14 protein-coding genes are annotated in these 18,583 nt (G+C 64.5%); 6 read left to right on the top strand and 8 right to left on the bottom strand.

The window, feature by feature from the left end; all coding sequences use genetic code 11:
* Window positions 1–54: 54 nt before the first annotated feature.
* On the top strand, window positions 55–705 hold the full coding sequence (locus ACWEKS_RS40315) for a TetR/AcrR family transcriptional regulator (protein WP_452344983.1): 651 nt from the start codon (window positions 55–57) through the stop codon (window positions 703–705).
* Here ACWEKS_RS40315 and ACWEKS_RS40310 read toward each other — a convergent pair.
* The 6 genes from ACWEKS_RS40310 to ACWEKS_RS40285 all read right to left on the bottom strand — a co-directional run bounded on the left by ACWEKS_RS40310 (window position 693) and on the right by ACWEKS_RS40285 (window position 8,254).
* The gene (locus ACWEKS_RS40310; protein ID WP_452344982.1) at window positions 693–2,132 is read right to left on the bottom strand and encodes an aldehyde dehydrogenase; all 1,440 of its coding nucleotides are present in this window, start codon (window positions 2,130–2,132) and stop codon (window positions 693–695) included. The genes ACWEKS_RS40315 and ACWEKS_RS40310 overlap by 13 nt on opposite strands.
* Window positions 2,133–2,455: 323 nt before the next feature.
* Complete coding sequence (locus ACWEKS_RS40305; protein ID WP_452344981.1) at window positions 2,456–3,331, bottom strand: SDR family NAD(P)-dependent oxidoreductase; 876 nt, start codon at window positions 3,329–3,331, stop codon at window positions 2,456–2,458.
* Between the two features lie 687 nt (window positions 3,332–4,018).
* Entirely contained in the window at window positions 4,019–5,191 is a 1,173-nt protein-coding gene (locus tag ACWEKS_RS40300) for a thiolase family protein (RefSeq protein WP_452344980.1), read from the bottom strand.
* A 64-nt stretch (window positions 5,192–5,255) separates the two neighbouring features.
* Window positions 5,256–6,413 carry an acyl-CoA dehydrogenase family protein gene (locus ACWEKS_RS40295; RefSeq protein WP_452344979.1) on the bottom strand — a complete coding sequence of 386 codons (1,158 nt, stop codon included), beginning with the start codon at window positions 6,411–6,413 and terminating at the stop codon, window positions 5,256–5,258.
* A 62-nt stretch (window positions 6,414–6,475) separates the two neighbouring features.
* Complete coding sequence (locus tag ACWEKS_RS40290; RefSeq protein ID WP_452344978.1) at window positions 6,476–7,243, bottom strand: crotonase/enoyl-CoA hydratase family protein; 768 nt, start codon at window positions 7,241–7,243, stop codon at window positions 6,476–6,478.
* 246 nt (window positions 7,244–7,489) lie between these two features.
* Window positions 7,490–8,254, bottom strand: a complete 765-nt coding sequence (locus ACWEKS_RS40285) for a 3-hydroxyacyl-CoA dehydrogenase (protein WP_452344977.1) — start codon at window positions 8,252–8,254, stop codon at window positions 7,490–7,492.
* A 309-nt stretch (window positions 8,255–8,563) separates the two neighbouring features.
* Here ACWEKS_RS40285 and ACWEKS_RS40280 point away from each other — a divergent pair, with 309 nt between their 5' ends.
* From ACWEKS_RS40280 to acs, 4 genes are all read left to right on the top strand, one after another.
* Window positions 8,564–9,670 carry a CaiB/BaiF CoA transferase family protein gene (locus ACWEKS_RS40280; RefSeq protein WP_452345017.1) on the top strand — a complete coding sequence of 369 codons (1,107 nt, stop codon included), beginning with the start codon at window positions 8,564–8,566 and terminating at the stop codon, window positions 9,668–9,670.
* Window positions 9,667–11,097, top strand: coding sequence for an aldehyde dehydrogenase (locus ACWEKS_RS40275; RefSeq protein WP_452344976.1), 1,431 nt, complete (start codon window positions 9,667–9,669; stop codon window positions 11,095–11,097). Before ACWEKS_RS40280 ends, ACWEKS_RS40275 begins: the two co-directional genes overlap by 4 nt.
* A gap of 111 nt (window positions 11,098–11,208) precedes the next feature.
* Window positions 11,209–12,837, top strand: a complete 1,629-nt coding sequence (locus ACWEKS_RS40270) for a flavin-containing monooxygenase (protein WP_452344975.1) — start codon at window positions 11,209–11,211, stop codon at window positions 12,835–12,837.
* 212 nt (window positions 12,838–13,049) lie between these two features.
* Window positions 13,050–15,044: an acetate--CoA ligase gene (acs, locus tag ACWEKS_RS40265; RefSeq protein WP_452344974.1), complete on the top strand. Its 1,995-nt coding sequence runs from the start codon at window positions 13,050–13,052 to the stop codon at window positions 15,042–15,044.
* A 63-nt stretch (window positions 15,045–15,107) separates the two neighbouring features.
* Here the strand turns inward: acs and ACWEKS_RS40260 are convergent, their stop codons facing one another.
* Window positions 15,108–16,229 (bottom strand): NDMA-dependent alcohol dehydrogenase, encoded by a 1,122-nt coding sequence (locus ACWEKS_RS40260; protein ID WP_452344973.1) that lies wholly within the window; start codon window positions 16,227–16,229, stop codon window positions 15,108–15,110.
* Window positions 16,230–16,669: 440 nt separating this feature from the next.
* Complete coding sequence (locus tag ACWEKS_RS40255; RefSeq protein WP_452344972.1) at window positions 16,670–18,061, bottom strand: LuxR C-terminal-related transcriptional regulator; 1,392 nt, start codon at window positions 18,059–18,061, stop codon at window positions 16,670–16,672.
* 298 nt (window positions 18,062–18,359) lie between these two features.
* On the opposite strand from ACWEKS_RS40255, the gene ACWEKS_RS40250 reads away from it, so the two are divergent.
* Window positions 18,360–18,583 (top strand): hypothetical protein (locus tag ACWEKS_RS40250; RefSeq protein ID WP_452344971.1); only part of this gene is annotated, 224 nt, incomplete at its 3' end.

Raw genomic sequence — 18,583 nt, 5'->3', positions numbered from 1 at the left:
CGTTGTGCAAGAACCGCATCGGTGGTTCTGAGGCGCTGAGGAAGCGTAGAGGTCGTGACAGGGACAGAGCGCATTTACGGGGGTATGTCGGCGGCGGAGCGTCGCGCTCGGCGTCGGCGCCAACTGTTCGAGGCCGGCCTCGATCTGTTTTCCCAGCGGGGCATCGCTGCGGTCACGATCAGCGAGATCTGTAACAAGGCCGGCCTGATCAAGCGCTATTTCTACGAGCAGTTCGACTCGATGGACCAATTTGTCGATGAGCTCATGGAAGATCTGATGCGCGAGCAGCTCGCGGTCGAGCCACCCGGGAAGCCGGGGCCCCAACGATTACGTAGCCGTCTGAGGATGTCCATGGAAGCGATCTCGGAGGACCCTAGGCTGGCACGGTTTGTGATCGTCGAGACCTTCGGCGCGACAGGCAGTCTCACGCGTCTGCGCCAGTCCATAATCCACCGGTCGGTCGAGACACTGCTGTCCGAGCTGGACGTCGATGCATCGGGGCCGGTGGATCGACTGCGGATGGAGATGTCGGCTTACGCATTGGCCGGCGCTTATGGGGAACTCGTGCTCGCGTGGGTGGAAGGCGACGTTCAAGCCTCGTCCGAGGACATGGTGAACTACCTCGCGGAGCTGTTCGAGTCGGCGGCCGACATCATCCGAAGTCGGCCGCCGACATCATCCGAAAGTGAATGTCAGCCGAGGTAGACCGACTGTATCTGCTGGAAGCCGGAGAGCCCCTCGGGCCCGAACTCTCGCCCCATCCCGCTTGCCTTGACCCCACCGTACGGGTTCGCGAAGTCGATCCCGTATCCATTCACGCCGACCGTTCCGGTCTGAATGCGTTTCGCGATAGCGAGTCCCCGTTCGTGGTCGGCTGTCCACACGCTGCCGCCCAGCCCGTAATCAGAGTCGTTGGCAATGCGGACTGCGTCCTCGTCGTTGTCGAACGCGATGATGGACAGCACCGGTCCGAAAATCTCCTCCCGGGCGATGGTGTGTGAGTTGTCGACGTCTGCGAAGACGGTCGGCTCTACGAACCAGCCTCGGTCTTTGCCGCCGGGGCGACCGCCGCCGGCAACAAGCCGTGCCTCTTCGCGACCCTTGGCGATGTAACCTTCGACGCGGTCGCGCTGGTTGCGAGTCGCCAGCGGACCCACAGCCGTTTCCGGGGCAAAGGGGTCTCCGACAGGAATCGTGGTGACCAGAGCGGCGAACGCGTCTACGACCTCCTGGTAGCGCGAGCGCGGCGCGAGGATGCGGGTGCCGATGTAACAGGTCTGACCGCTGTTGAGCAGGGTGCACCCGAAAAGCTGCTCCATATTCGCAGCGAGGTCAACGTCGTCGAGCAGGATCGTTGCGGACTTGCCTCCGAGTTCCAGGGTGACGGGGCGCAGTAGTTCGCCGCAGATCCTGCCGATCGCACGACCCACGGTAGCCGACCCGGTAAATGACACCTTGTCCACTCCGGGATGCGACACCAGATATGCGCCGACGTCACTTCCGCCGGGCACGGTGTTGACCACACCTGGTGGCAGCCCGGCGGCGTGGGCAGCCTCAGCGACCAGGTGTGCGTCCAAGACGGTTTGCGGTGCCGGTTTGATGACGGCCGTATTCCCGGCAGCCAAGGCCGCAGCGAGCTTGGCGAAGGTCAGGGTCTGTGGAAAATTCCACGGAACGATGATCGCGACGACACCGATCGGGAGACGGCGTACGAGCGTCGTGCCACCCGTGATCGAAGACCGCGTCTCCTCGGCTGGTGTGCGCGTGATGAGATCGGCGTAGTAGCGCAGCAGTACCGATGGCGCGACGGCCTCGGACTGTTTGGCGAGCGAGGTCGGCATGCCCATCTGCTCGGTGGCGAGGTCGGCGAGCCTGTCGGAACGTTTGTCGAGCTCCGTCGCGAACCGCTGCATGGCCTCAGCCCGTTGGCTGGGGTCCCAGTTCGCCCAGCCGCTGGGATCATCGAACGCCCGCCGGGCGGCGGTCACAGCCGTGTCGATGTCGACTTCGTCCGCCTCGGGAACAGTGCCGACCACCTCTTCGGTGGTCGGCGAAAGGATCTCGATCGTGCGTTGGCCGTGTGGCCGACTCCAATCGCCGCCGATGTAGAGCCGGTCGTATGTCTGGACCACAGCGTTCCCCTTTCTTGAGGCAGGCGCATCGCTGCCACGTCGGCGCACTACGTCGCGCGCACATCGAACGTTCGTTAAGTTTTACCTGACGGTAGCCCGCCTCGAAAGGGGTGGCGCCGTATTCGGTTGTTACCGGAGCAATCGGGGGCCTCGGCACATGTGGCGATTCACGCCAGAGCCGGACAGGTCGGTCGGAAACCTGCCTCGGCACTTCTACCGCAGACTCGGCCCTGAGTCAGGTGCCGACGTGCCGAAATCTTCCGAGGGCCGATTCGAGCGTGTGCGGGCCTACAAGACCCGAACACGCTCCCACCGGTCAAGGCCTAGGTCGACACGGGATTCTCGCCCGAGAGGAGGATGCCGGGGATCTTGTCAACGCCGTGTCGACCATCGAATTCGGCGAAGGTGCGCTGAAACTCGTGGTGCACTCGCAGCATCAGTGGCTCCCATTCTCGATGGGTGATGACCAAGAACTGTCGTTTCTGCATCGCCTCGACGACCTGCTCGCCCACACGATCGGGATCGGCGCCCATACCGAGGCCCGCCTGGTTGCGCTCAATGATTTCGTAATTCGGCTCCCGGCCGAGCAGTTCCGCCTGTGCCAACTCCATGTTCTCGCCCAATTGTGTTGCCACCGAGCCCGGACAGAGCACAGACACACCGATGTCGGTCCCTTCCAGCTCATCACGCAGCACCAGGGACATACCGATGCTTCCCCACTTCGATGCAACGTACGCACCCTGGTCCCTCATCGGCGTCAGACCGGCCATCGATGCAGTGTTGATGATGTGCGCGCGCCGTCCGAGATTCTCGAATCGCGGAACGAACGTCGAGATACCGATGAACTGTCCTTCGAGGTTGACCCGGTTCACCCAGCGCCAGACCTCGATGGGCGTCTTGGCGAGCGCTGAGCCGCCATTGGTTCCGGCGTTGTTGCACAAGATCGAAACCGGTCCGAGCGCGCTCTCGACGCGATCCGCTGCGGCCTTCCAGCCTTCGGCGTCGCTGACGTCGAGTTTCACCGCGAGCACAGTGCCTCCGGCCTCGGACAATTCTCGCTCGACATCAGCGAGCCGCGCGCCATTGACGTCGGCGAGCGCAACCTTCGCGCCCGCAGCGACGAGCGCCCGTGCGATGCCGAGTCCGATACCTGATGCGGCACCGGTAACGAGGGCCGTTTCCCCATGAGGCCAGACCATAATGTTCTCCTTTTCATTCCCGTCGAATTCCGTACTCGTCGACGAAGGTGTTATTGATCGGATGAGATCGCTGGAGATCTGCCGGCTCGCATCATTCGCGTGGCCTGGCCATTCCCGCATCCGCCGAACGGACTATCTCGAGCGCGAAGACCCGCCGGATGGCGGGCATGCGCGCATGAAGGAATAAGGCGCGGCGTCGACGAATTCCTGTCGAACACCGCGTCGGCGGCTTCGATCGCTGCGGCGACCCTCATCGATCTGCTGGACGCCGACCTCGCGCCAGGACCTCGACAGGGGCATGTCGACGTCTTAACTGCCTTATCCTGCATATGTTTAGCCTATTCCGGAACGGTTCGCAAGGGGCCCCGGAACCGCAACCAGGAGGTGTGTGCCAGCCGCTCACACGAACCGAGAGAAGACCATCGGTCGCCATTGAAGGCCTTCACGGGCACGTCTGCGGGGAGTGATCGCCGACAGCGTTGCGCCCACCGTCGTCGGACGGCGAGGCGATCCGGCTCGACGCAGCCATCCGGATGGCGCCCCGCTGGGCCCGTGGGTCGGGCACCGCGCCCCGACGTCCGGCCGACTACAGACGTAGCAAGAAGCGCCCGCGCCGGGTCCCAGGCGGGCGCTTCTGACTCTCTGGTGAGGCGTCTCGGGGTAACCGACCGACTCGAGGCCTACATCTCAGATCAGCTCGAGGATGGTGGCATTGGCCATGCCGCCGCCCTCACACATCGACTGCAGTCCGTAGCGAATGTCGTTGTCCTTCATGTAATGAACCAGCGTCGTCATCAGCCGGGCCCCGGAGGCGCCCAGCGGGTGGCCGAGCGCCATAGCTCCACCGTTCGGGTTCAGCCGTTCATAGTCGGCGCCGGTTGCCCGCTGCCAAGCCAGTGACACCGGTGCGAAAGCCTCGTTGATCTCGAATGCGCCGATCTGATCGATCGACAGCCCGGAACGGCGCAGCACCTTCTCGGTCGCGGGGATGGGCCCCTTGAGCATGGTGATGGGATCGGCGCCCGTCACCACACCGGTGTGGAATCGTGCGATCGGCGCCCAGCCATTACGCTCGGCGATCTCGCTGGTGGTGATCAGCAGGGCGGCCGAGCCGTCGGTAATCTGCGAGGCATTGCCGGCCGAGATGACGCCGTCCTCCTTGAATGGAGTTTTCAGGGCGGCAAGCGTTTCCAGGGTCCCGCCCGGACGAACGCCTTCGTCCGTGTCGAAGACCCTGGTGTTGCCCTCGGCGTCGGTGACGGTTACCGGGGTGATCTGCTCCTTGAACCGGCCCTCCGCAATGGCGGCCGCGGCTCGCGCGTGCGAGTCGAGAGCGTGTTGGTCGAGCTCTGCTCGCGATAGTGAGAACTCCTGGGCGATCATCTCCGCGCCGATGCCCTGATTGAATTCGACGCCGTTATAGCGATCGGACACGCCCCGACCGCCGATGCGCCCGTACTTGCCGTCGGCAGCAGTGGCATTCATCGGGATTCGCGACATGGATTCGACGCCGCCGGCCACGGCAATGTCGTACTGGCCGGAGATGATTCCGGCTGCGACCTGATGCACTGCCTGCTGCGACGAACCACATTGACGGTCGACCGTGAGGCCGGGGACATGCTCGGGCCACCCAGCGGCCAGGACGGAGTAACGTCCGATGCAACCGGACTGCTCCCCGACCTGAGATACGCATCCCCACACCACGTCGTCGACGGTGCCAGGATCGAGGTTGTTGCGCTCAGCCAGCGCCTTGAGGACGACTGCCGACAGATCGGCGGGGTGAATACCGGACAACGCGCCGCCCGGTTTGCCTTTGCCGAGCGCCGTACGCACGGCATCGACGATTACTGCATCTCGCATCGTTTCTCCAATGGTTGGGAGTGAGGTCTTGCGGGCGCGAGCCCCGGGGCCCGGCGGGGATCGGTCAGAGACCGAGGGATTTTGCGATGATGGTCTTCATGACCTCGCTGGTGCCGCCGAAGATGCGGGTGACTCGTGTATCGGCGTACAGACGGGCAATCGGGAATTCGGTGATGTACCCGTAGCCGCCGTGCAGCTGAAGACACTTATCGATTACCCGTCCGGCAACTTCGGTGCAGAAGAGCTTGGTCTTTGCCGCGTCGGCTGCGGTGAGCTCGCCGACGTCGTGCAGCTCGAGGGCGCGGTCCACCATCACCTGAGCAGCCTCCACTTCGGCCGCGCATTCGGCGAGGACGAACTTGGTGTTCTGGAATGCTGCCACTGGCCGGCCGAAGACCTCGCGATTCTTCACATACTCGCAGGCCAGGTTCACCGCTGAGGTCGCGGTCGCGACCCCGCCGATCGCGATGCCGAGCCGCTCCTGCGGCAAGTTGTACGACAGATATTCGAATGCGCGCCCTTCCTCTCCCAGCAGGTTCTCCGCCGGGACATTGACGTCGACGAACGAGAGCTCGGCGGTGTCCGAGGCTTTTTGGCCGATCTTCTGGAGTGTCCGACCGACGGCGAAGCCCTCCGCCGCGGCGTCGACGCACAGGATCGACAGCCCGGCGCGACGGTTGTCCGGGTCGAACGGCGTGGTGCGTGCAACCACGAGGACCAGATCCGCGAGGGCACCGCCGGTGATGAAGGTCTTCGCTCCGTTCAGGATGTAATGGCTGCCGTCCTCCGACAGCACGGCCCGGGTCGAAATGCTGGCCAGATCCGATCCGGTACCGGGCTCTGTCATCGCGATGGCGGTCATGATCTCGCCGGTGACGAAATTCGGCAGCCAGCGCTTCTTCTGCTCCTCGGAGCCGTATTCGAGGATGTAGGGCGTCACGAGGTCGGTCTGGACGGGGGAGGCGCCGAATGTGACGCCCGCGCGGGCGAGTTCCTCGGCGGTGACGGCCGAGTATTTGAAGCTCATGGCGCCGCTGCCGCCGTACTCCTCGGGGACATTGATGCCGAGCACGCCGATCTCGCCGAGCCTGTGGTAGAAGTCCCGTGGGGGGTGTCCGAGGGTTTCCCACTCACCGTAGACGGGAACGACCTCGGCTTCGATGAACCGCCGCAGCATCTGGCGATAGGCCTCGTGGTCCTCGTTATAGACGGTGCGTTTCAAAACAGCCTCATTTCTGCGTTATATCGGGGGTCTTTGATTGCGCTCGCCGAGCGTGTCGCCGGTCAGCGACCGGTCCACCGCGGCTCACGCTTCTCGGCGAATGCGCGCGGGCCTTCCTGGGCATCGGCAGAGATGAACACGTGATGCGTTGCTTCACGCATCCGTTCCCAGGTCTCACCCACCGGCCAGGTCTGGGCCTCGATCAGCACCTGCTTCGACACACGGACCGCGAGCGGGCCGTTCACGGCGATCGAGTGGGCGAGCGATACGGCTTCATCCAGCGCCTGCCCAGGTTCTGCCAGTCGGTTGACCAAGCCGTAGGAATGTGCCCGAGTGGCATCGAGAAAGTCGCCGGTCAACGCGATCTCCATCGCGACGGAGTAGGGGATTCGTTGCGGTAGCCGCAGCAGGCCGCCGCCAGCTGCCACTAGTCCGCGCTTGACCTCGGGAATGCCGAACTGGGAGTCCTGGGCGGCGACGATCATGTCGCATGCGAGCGCGAGCTCGCACCCACCGGCTAGTGCATATCCCTCGACGGCCGCGATTACCGGTTTCCGAGGCAATGCCTCCGTGATCCCGCCCAGGCCACGCCCTTCGATCGCCGGCGATTCGCCCGCCAAGAACGCCTTGAGGTCCATCCCGGAGCTGAAGGTGCCACCCGCGCCGGTGATGATGCCGACGACCTGGTCGTCACGGCGGTCCAGTTCGTCGAGTGCGGCCGCCAAGCCCTCCGACACCGATCGGTTGATCGCGTTGCGTGCACGCGGGCGATTGATCGTGACGATCGTGACGCCATCGTCGCGGAACTCCGTCAACACCTCGTCGGTCATAGGACTGCCTCTCCACGGTATTTGTCGAACGTTCGTTAAGTTAGCCATCGAATGCCGGGACTGTCCAGCCCCGATACACATTTGTCCTATGTCGGCAGTCATGACCGCGGGCCCCGAAGCTGCACCGGGGCTGTCCCCTGGAGAAAGGGAAAGCGCCTGTCCGGGACACTGGGTGGGCGCTTTCTTTGCATATCGGATGCGTCTGCAGTCGGTCGGACGCCGGGGTGCGGCGCCTGGCCGACGGGCTCAGCGGGGCGCCATCCGAATGGCTCCGTCGAGGCGGATCGTCTCGCCGTTCAGCATCGGGTTCTCGACGATGTGCCGGGCGAGCGCGGCGTACTCGGTGGGGTTCCCGAGACGGGCCGGATGCGGCACCTGAGCGCCGAGCGCTGCGAGCATCTCGTCAGGTGCCGCCGTGAGCAGCGGTGTGCGGAAGAGCCCGGGCGCGATGGTCAGCACGCGGATCCGCAAGCTTGCGAGATCCCGGGCGATCGGCAGCGTCATACCGGCGATGCCAGCCTTGGACGCCGAGTACGCGGCCTGGCCGATCTGGCCGTCGAACGCCGCGACCGATGCGGTGTTGACGATTACGCCGCGCTCCTCACCCTCCAGCGGCTCGCTGGCCGAAATCTGTTCAGCGGCAAGCCGGATGACATTGAACGTGCCGAGAAGGTTGACGTTGACCACCCTGGCGAAGTCGGCCATCGGAAACGGGCCCTGTTTGCTGACCGTCCTCGCCGCCACGCCGATCCCAGCACAGTTCACGACGATCCGGAGCGTGCCCAGGTCGGCGGCGGCCGCGAGTGCAGCCTTGACGTCGTCTTCGTTGCACACATCGGCCGGGGCGAAGATTGCGCCGTCGCCGATTTCCTCCGCGAGCCCCTTGCCGTCCGACGACGGCAGATCGACTATCACCACCCGTGCGCCCTGCGCGTGAAGCTCGCGCACGGTGGCCAGTCCGAGCCCGGACGCGCCTCCGGTGACCAGTGCAACCGAACCATCAATCCTCAATGCCTTCTCCTTCTTTGCTGAGCAAGCCCAACGATTTCTGCTTGGTCGAGTTCGCGGCCGACGTGATTCCGTGGACGGCCCTGTCGCTGGCGAAGCTCGACAGAAACGCTCTTCTCGACCCAGCTGGCGGCCTGCGATTCTAAATAGTACATTGCTCTATAGGTTTAACTTGTATGGCGGCTCTGCTGGTCGCCCTGGAAGAGAGACGGTGACCGTGAAAACGACTAGCGGCGAACAGGTTCGGGGCACTGCCCATTTCGCTGTGCCAGGTGCCAGTGGCATGGATCGAGTCCTTCGATGACGACGGGGATGGCCGAGACACAGTGCGGTCCGCTCGCGGGCCTACGCGTCGTCGAGCTCGGCGGTATCGGGCCGGGGCCGCACGCCTGCATGGTCCTTGCCGACCTCGGCGCAGAGGTCATCCGTGTCGAAAGACCGGAACCTCGAAGCTCGATCCCCGGCGTCGACACCGAATCGGACTCGTTACTGCGCGGTCGCCAGATCAGATATGTGGACCTCAAGAACCCTTCCGGCCTGGCCGAGGTGCTGGAACTCGTAGATGACGCTGACGTGCTCGTCGAAGGTTTCCGGCCTGGTGTCACCGAGCGGCTCGGGATCGGGCCGGACGACTGTCTGTCCAGGAACCCGCGATTGGTGTACGCACGCATGACTGGGTGGGGGCAAAGTGGGCCGCTGTCGCACACGGCGGGGCACGACCTCAACTACATCGCGCTTACCGGTGTGCTCGACAACATCGGGCGCGCCGGCGAGCGTCCGACACCGCCGCTCAACCTTGTCGGAGACTTCGGTGGCGGTTCGATGTTCCTTGTCACGGGCGTCCTCGCCGCCCTGTGGGAGCGGGTCCACTCCGGGCGGGGACAAGTCATCGACGCCGCAATCGTCGATGGAACCGGGGTTCTCGCTCAGATTCTGTGGTCGTTTCGCGGCATGGGTACCTGGTTCTCGGGACGTGGCGTCAATCTTCTCGACGGGTCCGTGCCGTTCTACGACACCTATGAGTGTGCGGACGGTGGATACGTTGCGGTCGGCTGCCTGGAGCCGCAGTTCTTCGCGACCATGGTGCGGGGGCTGGGGTTGAAGGTCGAGGAGCTGCCTGCGCAGTGGGATCGGGCGCGGTGGGACGAGATGCGGACCGTACTCACGGCAGCTTTCTCGAGTCGCGGCAGGGATGAGTGGTGCGTGGTCTTCGAAGGAACCGATGCCTGCGTGACCCCGGTTCTGAGCTTCGAAGAAGCGCTGGATCATCCGCATCTGAAGGCGCGCAACGCGTTCCTTCGGGTCGGGGGCGTCGATCAAGCGGCGCCGGCTCCCCGATTCTCTCGAACACCGGCGAGGGTCCCAGAGGTACCGATCACCTCGGAGATCCACGGCTACAGCCGGACGGGACGAGCATGAGCCGGGACATTGATACCCACTACATCCACGGGCGTCATCAGCAGGCGCACTCGACAGAGGTCCTGCCGGTCGTCAATCCCGCGACCGAACAGGTGATCGGCTCCATCCCCGACGGGGATCGGACGGATGTCGATGCCGCAGTCCAGTCGGCGCATCGGGCGGGGCCAGGGTGGGCCGCGGTGCCGGCGGTCGAGCGGGCCGCGGTTCTGCGCCGTTTCGCGGACGCATTCGAAGCCCGCAAGGACGAGATCGCGGCTCTGATCACGTCGCAGAACGGGACACCGATCAGAGTCTCCCGGGCGATGCAGCGGGCCGTTCCGCAGTACTACCGCTACTTCGCGACTCTGGGCGAAAACCTGGCCGACGAGGTGTCGCTGACGAGTTCGGTCGGCCCCGTTCGTCTCCAGCGCACGCCGGTGGGTGTGGTGGGGGCGATCACCCCGTGGAACGGGCCGCAGCCGCTGCTGTCCTGGAAGCTGGGCCCCGCGCTCGCCGCCGGCTGCACAGTTGTTGTCAAGCCGGCACCGGAAACAAGCTTGGACGCGTTCTTGATCGCCGAAATGGCCACCGAGGCAGGGGTTCCGGATGGCGTGATCAATGTGGTCAGCGGCGGCCGCAGAGCCGGCGCGGCGCTCGTGGAACACAGCCTTGTACGGAAGGTGGCCTTCACGGGATCGACCGACGCAGGAAGGGCCATCGCCGAGATCTGCGGGCGTGACCTCAAACCGGTCACTCTCGAGCTCGGCGGCAAGTCGGCCGCGATCCTGCTCGACGACGTCGATCTCGACGAGTTCAAGCCGTTCGTGGCGACAGCATGCTCGCCCAATACCGGCCAGGTATGCAGCTCCTTGACCCGTGTGCTCGCCCCGGCCTCGCGGTATGACGAAGTGGTCGAGGGAGTCAGCGCCGCATTAAGTGCTATTCCGATCGGTGACCCGACGGATCGCGCGAATATCTTCGGACCGCTCGTCTCCGAACGGCACCGCGATCGAGTCGAGTCGTATATCCGGCTCGGTCTCGAAGAGGGTGCCACCCTCGTTTCGGGCGGAGGGCGGCCCGCTGCGTTTTCCCGGGGCTACTACGTGGAGCCGACAGTCTTTCGGGACGTCACCAACAGCATGCGTATCGCGCGCGAGGAGATCTTCGGGCCAGTACTTGTGGTGATCCCGTATCGCGATGTCGACGATGCGATTTCGATCGCGAACGACTCCGAGTACGGCCTTGGTGGTGGTGTCTTCTCGCGCGACGAGCACCGCGCGACCGAAGTCGCGCGCCGCGTCATCACGGGCACGATCGGCGTGAATTCCGCAGCGGTGCCTGTCGAGGCTCCTTTCGGGGGCGTCAAGAACAGCGGCTTGGGACGCGAACTCGGGCCGGATGCCCTCAATCCCTACCTAGAGACGAAGACCATCGTCGGCGGCCGTTGAGTGCCGAGTTCGGCGGCCGCCGTACGGCAGTGACCAGCTGTCGGTCGCGGCGCATGTGACAGAAGAACAGACCACAGCCGCCGCAAAGGCGGAAAAAGGAGTAGACGCACAATGTCAGCAGCGAGTCGGTACGACGTGATCGTCATTGGCGCAGGGTTCGCAGGCATGTACCTCCTGCATCGGTTGCGAGACCAGCTCGGGCTGTCGGTTCGCGTCTACGAGCGTGGTGAAGGGGTCGGCGGCACCTGGTACTGGAATCGGTACCCCGGAGCCCGCTGTGACGTGGAGTCGATGTTCTACTCCTACTCGTTCTCGCCCGAGCTCGAGCAGCAGTGGGAGTGGACCGAACGCTTCCCCGCCCAACCGGAGCTTCTGCGCTACGCCAACCACGTCGCGGACCGCTTCGACCTCCGCAAGGACATTCGATTCGGGACGACGGTGGTCGGTGCGGCCTACGACGAGGGCCGCAACGAGTGGGACGTCACCTTGGGTGATGGCGACCGGGCAATCGCGACCTACCTCATCACGGCGGTCGGATGCCTTTCCGCCTCACGAATCCCCGATATCGCGGGCATCGAAAGTTTCGGCGGCGATACCTATCACACCGGCCGATGGCCTCATGAGGACGTCGATTTCACTGGCAAGCGTGTAGCGGTGATCGGGACCGGATCATCCGGGATCCAGGCCATCCCTCTCATCGCGCAACAGGCTGACCACCTCACCGTCTTCCAGCGGACCGCGAGCTTCTCGGTGCCCGCACGCAACCGTGAACTCGAGCATGCCGAACAGCAGCGGATCAAGGCAGACTACCGGCGGCTTCGAGCGACGGCCCGCAGGTCGATTACCGGGGCTGTCGAACCCGAGCCGATCGGCAAAGCGCTCGAGATCGACGACGATAGGCGCGCCGCAGAGCTGCAGCGTCGTTGGCACGAAGGGGGAGGTTCGTTTCTCCGCGCGTTTGTCGACACCATGCTGGACGAGGAGGCCAACCGTTTGTCAGCGGACTTCGTCCGTGAGCGCATCCGCGAGATCGTCAAGGACCCAGCCACAGCCGAGCTCCTTTGCCCGACGACCTACCCCATCGGAAGCAAGCGCATCTGCGTCGACACCGACTACTACGCCACATTCAACCGGGAGAATGTCACGCTTGTCGACGTCCGCGAGAAGCCGATCGAACAAGTCACGCCGACCGGTCTGCGCGCTGGCGACACGGTTCACGAGTTCGACGCAATCGTCTTCGCGACGGGGTACGACGCGATCACGGGCGCGCTCGACGCCATCGATCTCCGCGGCGTGGGGGGTCAGGCGCTTGCCGGGGCTTGGGCGGCCGGGCCGCGAACGTATCTGGGTCTCGCTTCAGCAGGCTTCCCCAACATGTTCATGGTCACGGCCCCGGGCAGTCCGTCCGTACTGAGCAACATGATCGTCGCCATCGAACAGCACGTGGACTGGATCACGGAGCTGATCTCGTTCGCCCGAGACAACGAGATCACCCGCGTAGAGGCCGAAGTGGAGGCTCAGGACGCCTGGGTGAACCACGTGAACAAAGTCGCTGCAAGCACCTTGTATCCGATGGCTGCATCCTGGTACATGGGTGCGAATGTGCCGGGGAAGCCTCGAGTCTTCATGCCCTATATCGGCGGCGTGGGGAACTACGGACAGATCTGCCAGGAGGTCGCCGCGAACCGCTACCGCGGGTTCGCGCTGACCTCTTCGACCCAGGTCCACCAGCCCGCATGATCGGCGTGCGGCCACAGGGTGCCGTCCCGCGTTCTGGCTCAGTCGGATGGCGGTCACGCGGTCCCGAATCTGCGACAGACGGCGGTACTGCGGCGCCCCCTGCACCGACATCGTGAGGGAGCCGTCCCCAGCGCGCGGTGCCTGGAACCCGACAAGGACCAGGCGTTCGAGCGCTGGTCCGGACCGCGACCACAGAAGGAGCAAGGAGAGCAATGATCGATCCAGCAACAACGAATGACGAGCCCTCGTCGAACCTATTGCGTGAGCAGCGCCGGTTCGAGCCGCCGGCGGAGCTGGCCGCGAATGCCAACGTCACCGCTGCGGCCTACAGCGAGGCAGCTGACAACCCCGAGGCTTTCTGGGCTGCCCGAGCTGAGCGTCTGACCTGGGACACGAAGTGGGATCGCGTTCTGAACTGGGACAACCCACCATTCGCGAAATGGTTCGAGGGCGGCAGGATCAACGCGGCATACAACTGCCTCGACCGCCATATCGAGGCCGGGAACGGCGACCGAGTCGCGATCCACTGGGTCGGCGAGCCGACCCAGGACCAGCGCGATCTAACCTACGCCCAGCTGAAAGACGAAGTCTGCCAGGCGGCGAACACTCTCGCCGAACTGGGCGTCGAAGCGGGCGACAGGGTCGTGATCTATATGCCGATGATCCCCGAGGCGGTCGTCGCAATGCTGGCCTGCGCACGCCTCGGAGCACCGCACACCGTTGTCTTCGGCGGCTTCTCCGCGGACGCGCTCGCCTCACGTGTCGTGGACTGCACCGCGAAGGTCATCATCACTGCCGACGGAGGTTTCCGCCGCGGCGCAGCCTCGTCTCTCAAGCCGGCGGTCGACGAGGCACGCCGAATCGCGGACGAAGCCGGTCATCGAGTGGAGAGGGTCCTGGTTGTCGAGCGGACGGGCCAGGAGATCGACTGGGATGACGCGGTCGACGTGTGGTGGCATGACACCGTCGCTCACGCCTCGACCGAGCACGCAGCGCAGCCCTTCGAAGCCGAGCATCCGCTGTTCGTCATGTACACGTCGGGAACCACGGGTAAGCCCAAGGGCATCCTCCACACCACTGGCGGCTACCTGGTCTCGGCGGCGTGGACCCATTACGAGGTCTTCGACCTCGACGCAGAGACAGATGTGTACTGGTGCACCGCGGATATCGGCTGGATCACCGGGCACTCCTACATCGTCTACGGCCCGCTGGCCAACGGCGCGACGCAGGTGCTCTACGAGGGCACGCCGGACTTCCCCGAGCGGGGCCGCTGGTGGAAAGTGATCGAGGAGAAGAAGGTCTCGATCCTCTACACCGCCCCTACCGCGATCCGGTCGTTCATGAAGCAGGGCCGGGATATTCCCGATCAGTACGACTTGTCCACGCTGCGGATCCTGGGCTCGGTCGGAGAACCGATCAACCCCGAGGCGTACCTCTGGTATCGGAGCGTGATCGGTGGAGACCGCACACCCGTCGTCGACACCTGGTGGCAGACAGAAACCGGGTCGATCATGATCAGTCCGCTACCAGGCGTGACTGCTGGTAAGCCCGGGTCGGCGATGACTCCGCTTCCCGGTGTGGGGGCCGACGTGGTCAATGATGAAGGTGTGTCGGTGCCCAACGGGTCTCACGGCTATCTCGTGCTCACTCGCCCGTGGCCCTCGATGCTGCGGACGATTTGGGGGGACGACGAGCGGTTCGTCGAAACCTACTGGGCGCGGTTCGGCAACCAGGGCTACTACTTCGCGGGTGACGGCGCCAGGCGGGATGAGGACGGCGATCTGTGGGTCCTGGGCCGCATCGACGACGTCATGAATGTTTCCGGGCATCGCCTGTCCACGGCCGAGATCGAATCGGCGCTGGTCTCGCACGTGAAGGTCGCCGAGGCTGCGGTTGTCGGTGCCGCCGACGCGGATACCGGCCAGGCCGTTTTCGCGTACGTGATTCTGCGTGAGGACGCGGGCATGGGCGGCCCGGCGACAGTCAAGGAGCTCTCCGACCACGTCCGCAAGGAGATCGGCCCAATCGCCAAGCCGCGCCAGATCATGATCGTCCCCGAGTTGCCCAAGACACGCTCGGGAAAGATCATGCGGCGCCTGCTGCGCGATGTCGCTGAGGGTCGACAGGTCGGCGATACACAAACTCTCGCCGATGCTTCGGTCATGGACCTGATAATGGCGTGCCAGGACATGAACAACGAGGACTGAAGCAGCGGCTCCCCGCCGTTCCGACGATAGGTCGGTGGGGAGCCGCTTCGGTTCGATGAGCAGCTAGGAGGGAAAGCGGATGACACCGCGAATGTTCCGGCCGGCGTGCATATCGGCGTACCCCTCGTTGACGTCGTCGAGCGAGTATTCGGTTGTCACCATTTCGTCGAGCTTCAGCTGCCCATCTGCATAAAGATCGAGCAGCCAAGGCACTGCCCGCTGCGGTGACAGCATCCCGTACAGCGCTCCCTGAATACGCTTCTGAAAGATGGGGATCTGGAAAAGGCTGATGTCGGGAATGCCCTTCGCCCGGCTGTCACCCTGCGCGGCGACAACGCATGTTCCGGCCTTACGAATCGCCGCGAATGCCTGGCTGATGGCTTCCCCATCGAGAAGACCAACCGTGACGATGCTCGAGTCCGCACCTTGCCCGTTCGTGACGGTGCGAGCGAATGCTGTCGCGTCCTCCATGTTGTCGAACGCTTGGGTCGCACCCACCCTGAGCGCCATGTCGCGCTTGAATTCCACCGGGTCCACCGCGATCACGTGCGATGCTCCGCAGTGAGCCGCGCCCTGTACGGCATGGATTCCCACGCCACCGGTGCCCATGACGATCACGACGTCTCCCGGCTTGACCTCCGCGGCGATGACCGCTGATCCCCAACCGGTCGGAACTGCGCAGGATGCGATCGCTGCCACCGGCAGCGGCACATCAGGACGGATCTTGACCAACGACATCTGGTCATAGACCTGCCACTCCGAGAAGGTGCCGAGCAGGCCCATCTTGGCGACCCCGTCGCCGCCGGGAAGGGTCATTCGGTAGGTGTCGCCGTCCCGCTTGCCTTTCAGGGTCGCAGCGCCGCTGTCACACAGGTTCTGCTGGCCGGTCGCGCACCAACGGCACCGGCCGCAGCTGGGGAGAAAGGATGTCACCACGTGGTCACCCTCGCCGAGCCCATAAACTCCCGGGCCGACCTTCCGGACGATCCCGGCGCCTTCGTGGCCGCCGCACAGCGGGAAATTGGTGACAAGTAGGCCTCCGGTGGCGATGTGCTCGTCCGAGTGGCACAGGCCGGCCGCGACCATCTGGACGAGAACCTCTCCTTGCTGTGGCTCGCCGAGCTCGACGTCGGTCACCTGCCATTTGCCTGGCTGTTCGAACATCAGCGCAGCGCGAGTTTTCATGGTGTGAACATCCAATCCGATGTTGAGGATCCGGCGAAGCGGACTACTGGAGATCCAAGGCTGTCTACTTCGGCTGGCCTCCAGCCTCCTTGAACCTATATAGGATTAGACCAATTGGTTGCCACTAATTCAACCTCGCATGCACGAAGGCCGGCGTGCCAGGGAAGGCTGGGGCGATGGCAGGGGCTGGCAAAATGAGCGCGAAGACTTGGGCGCTGGTGACGGGCGCTTCATCGGGAATCGGATTGGTGTTCGCCCGCGCACCGACCCCGGAGGGCCGTGATGTGATCCGCGCGGCGCATCGGCGCGATCATCAACGTGGCGTAACTGTGTGCTTTCGACCCATACCGCCGACGTACACGATGTATGGGGGCGCGAGAGCTTCTTGCTCAAGTTCGCTCGCTCGCTCACTCAGGGAGGAGTTAGCGGAGCGGGTGAATTCAGAGTTCGGGCTGCTCGGCCGCCCACGTTGCGATCTGTAAGCGCGAGGTGAAACCGAGCTTGGTCAGGATATGTTCGACGTGACCTTCCGCGGTGCGCTGTGAGATCACGAGCTGGGTGGCGATCGCCCTGTTGGACAAACCTCGGGCAACGAGTTCGGCGACCTGGCGCTCCCGTTTCGTCAGGGTCGCGCCGGGACCCCGGACGGGCGCGGCTGCGTCGGATTGCTCGCCGAGCGCGAAGGCCACGGCGGAATCGAACGTCATCGCCGCGCCCTCCCGCCGGGCCGCCTCGAACGCTCTTGCACCAAGAGCTTCCCGACTGTCGCTCGCGCAGTCGTCGCGGTGAACGACAAAATGGGGAAACACGAATGGGGCGCTGCCCGCGACGCTCACCAGCGAATCGGCGGCACCCATCAGCACAGCTGCGCGTCGGTGCTGGTGCTGCTCGGCGATGACCCAAGCCAGGGTCTCGGCACAGGCCGCAGCAACGAGCGGATCTGCCACCAGCCGGGCCAACCGAATGCCCTCCTCCAGCAAGTGCACAGCGCGGTCGGGCTCGCCCCCACGCCATGCGGTGTACCCCGCTGCCCACAATGCCCAGGACCGGAGCATCGTTTCGCCGGCGGATTCGGTGATCGCGAGCACCCGGTCGAAGCATCCGATGGCCCGCGACGTGTCACCGATCACTGCGTAAGACCATCCGAGGGAGATCAGCGCATCCAACTGCAGGCTGAGCTCACCGAATTCTTCGAAGATCTCGACGGCGCCGGCCACGAGCTCACGGGCGTTGTCCAGATCGCCATCGCCAGTCATGAGAACGGTGTTTCCGTCAGCGTGCGCGAGCAGAGCCCCGACCACGGGGTCGTTGGTCTGTTCGGCCACGTGCCTCAGTTGTGTCAGTTTGTCGGTGGCGTCGGCGAAGTCGCCTTGCAGCGTGGCCATCGCTTCGGCGGCATGCAGCGCCTTGGCGCGATCGATGGTCGGCGCTCCGGTCGTGTGGGTGAGCGCGCGAGCAGTCCAGCGGCGACCCTCGCTGCACCGTTCGCGCATCATCCAGAAGAGGAACAGAGCAGTGGTCATCCGCAACGCTGCTTCGTTCGCCTCGGACACGGCGAATTCCAGTGCCTTGCGGAGATTCGGCAGTTCCCGCTCCAGTCTGGCAACCCACTGCATCTGGTGCGGTCCGATCCATTCGGCCTCTGCCTGCAGCGCCAGACCGTAGCACCAATCCTGGTGTCGCCGAACGGAATCCATGTACTCATCGGCGTCCTCGGCCTGGTGCCTGCCGTATTCCTGGACGGTCTCGAGCATCCGGAAGCGGACAGTTCGATCGACTTCCTCGCGGATCAGAATCGACTTGTCGACCAGTGCGGACAGGGAGTCGAGCAACTCCGACTGCGTCAGATCGCCACCGCATATCTGCTCGGCGGCGTCGAGTTCGAAACCGCCTGCGAAGACCGATAATCGGGTCCACAACCGTTGTTCGTCCGGTGTGCACAGGTCATAGCTCCAGCCGATGCACCAGGCCAGAGTCTGCTGTCGCATCGGGGCGCCGCGACGTCCGCGAGTCAGCAGACCATAGCGGTCGTCGAGCCGGGTCAGAATCTGGTCGAGCGACATCGTGCGCAGCCGGGCCGCCGCGAGTTCGATTGCTAGCGGGAGTCCGTCCAAGCGAGCACAGATCCGGGTGACGCAGGCTCTGTTGTCGTCGTCGACCTCGAAGCCGGGTACCACCGCGGCGGCTCGTTCGGCGAACAAGGCCACGGCGTCTTCACGCGCCATTCTCGATGCCGACTTGATCGCTGGATCGGGAATTGTCAACGGGGGCACCGCGAGCACCGATTCTCCGCTGACATTGAGAGCCTCACGGCTGGTCGCCAGAATCCGCACGTCCGGACAGGCCCTCAGCAG

The sequence above is a fragment of the Nocardia sp. NPDC004711 genome (genome assembly GCF_053601595.1).
The sequence above is the reverse complement of the archived record's forward strand: the minus strand, read 5'-3'. Positions and strand labels throughout refer to the sequence as shown.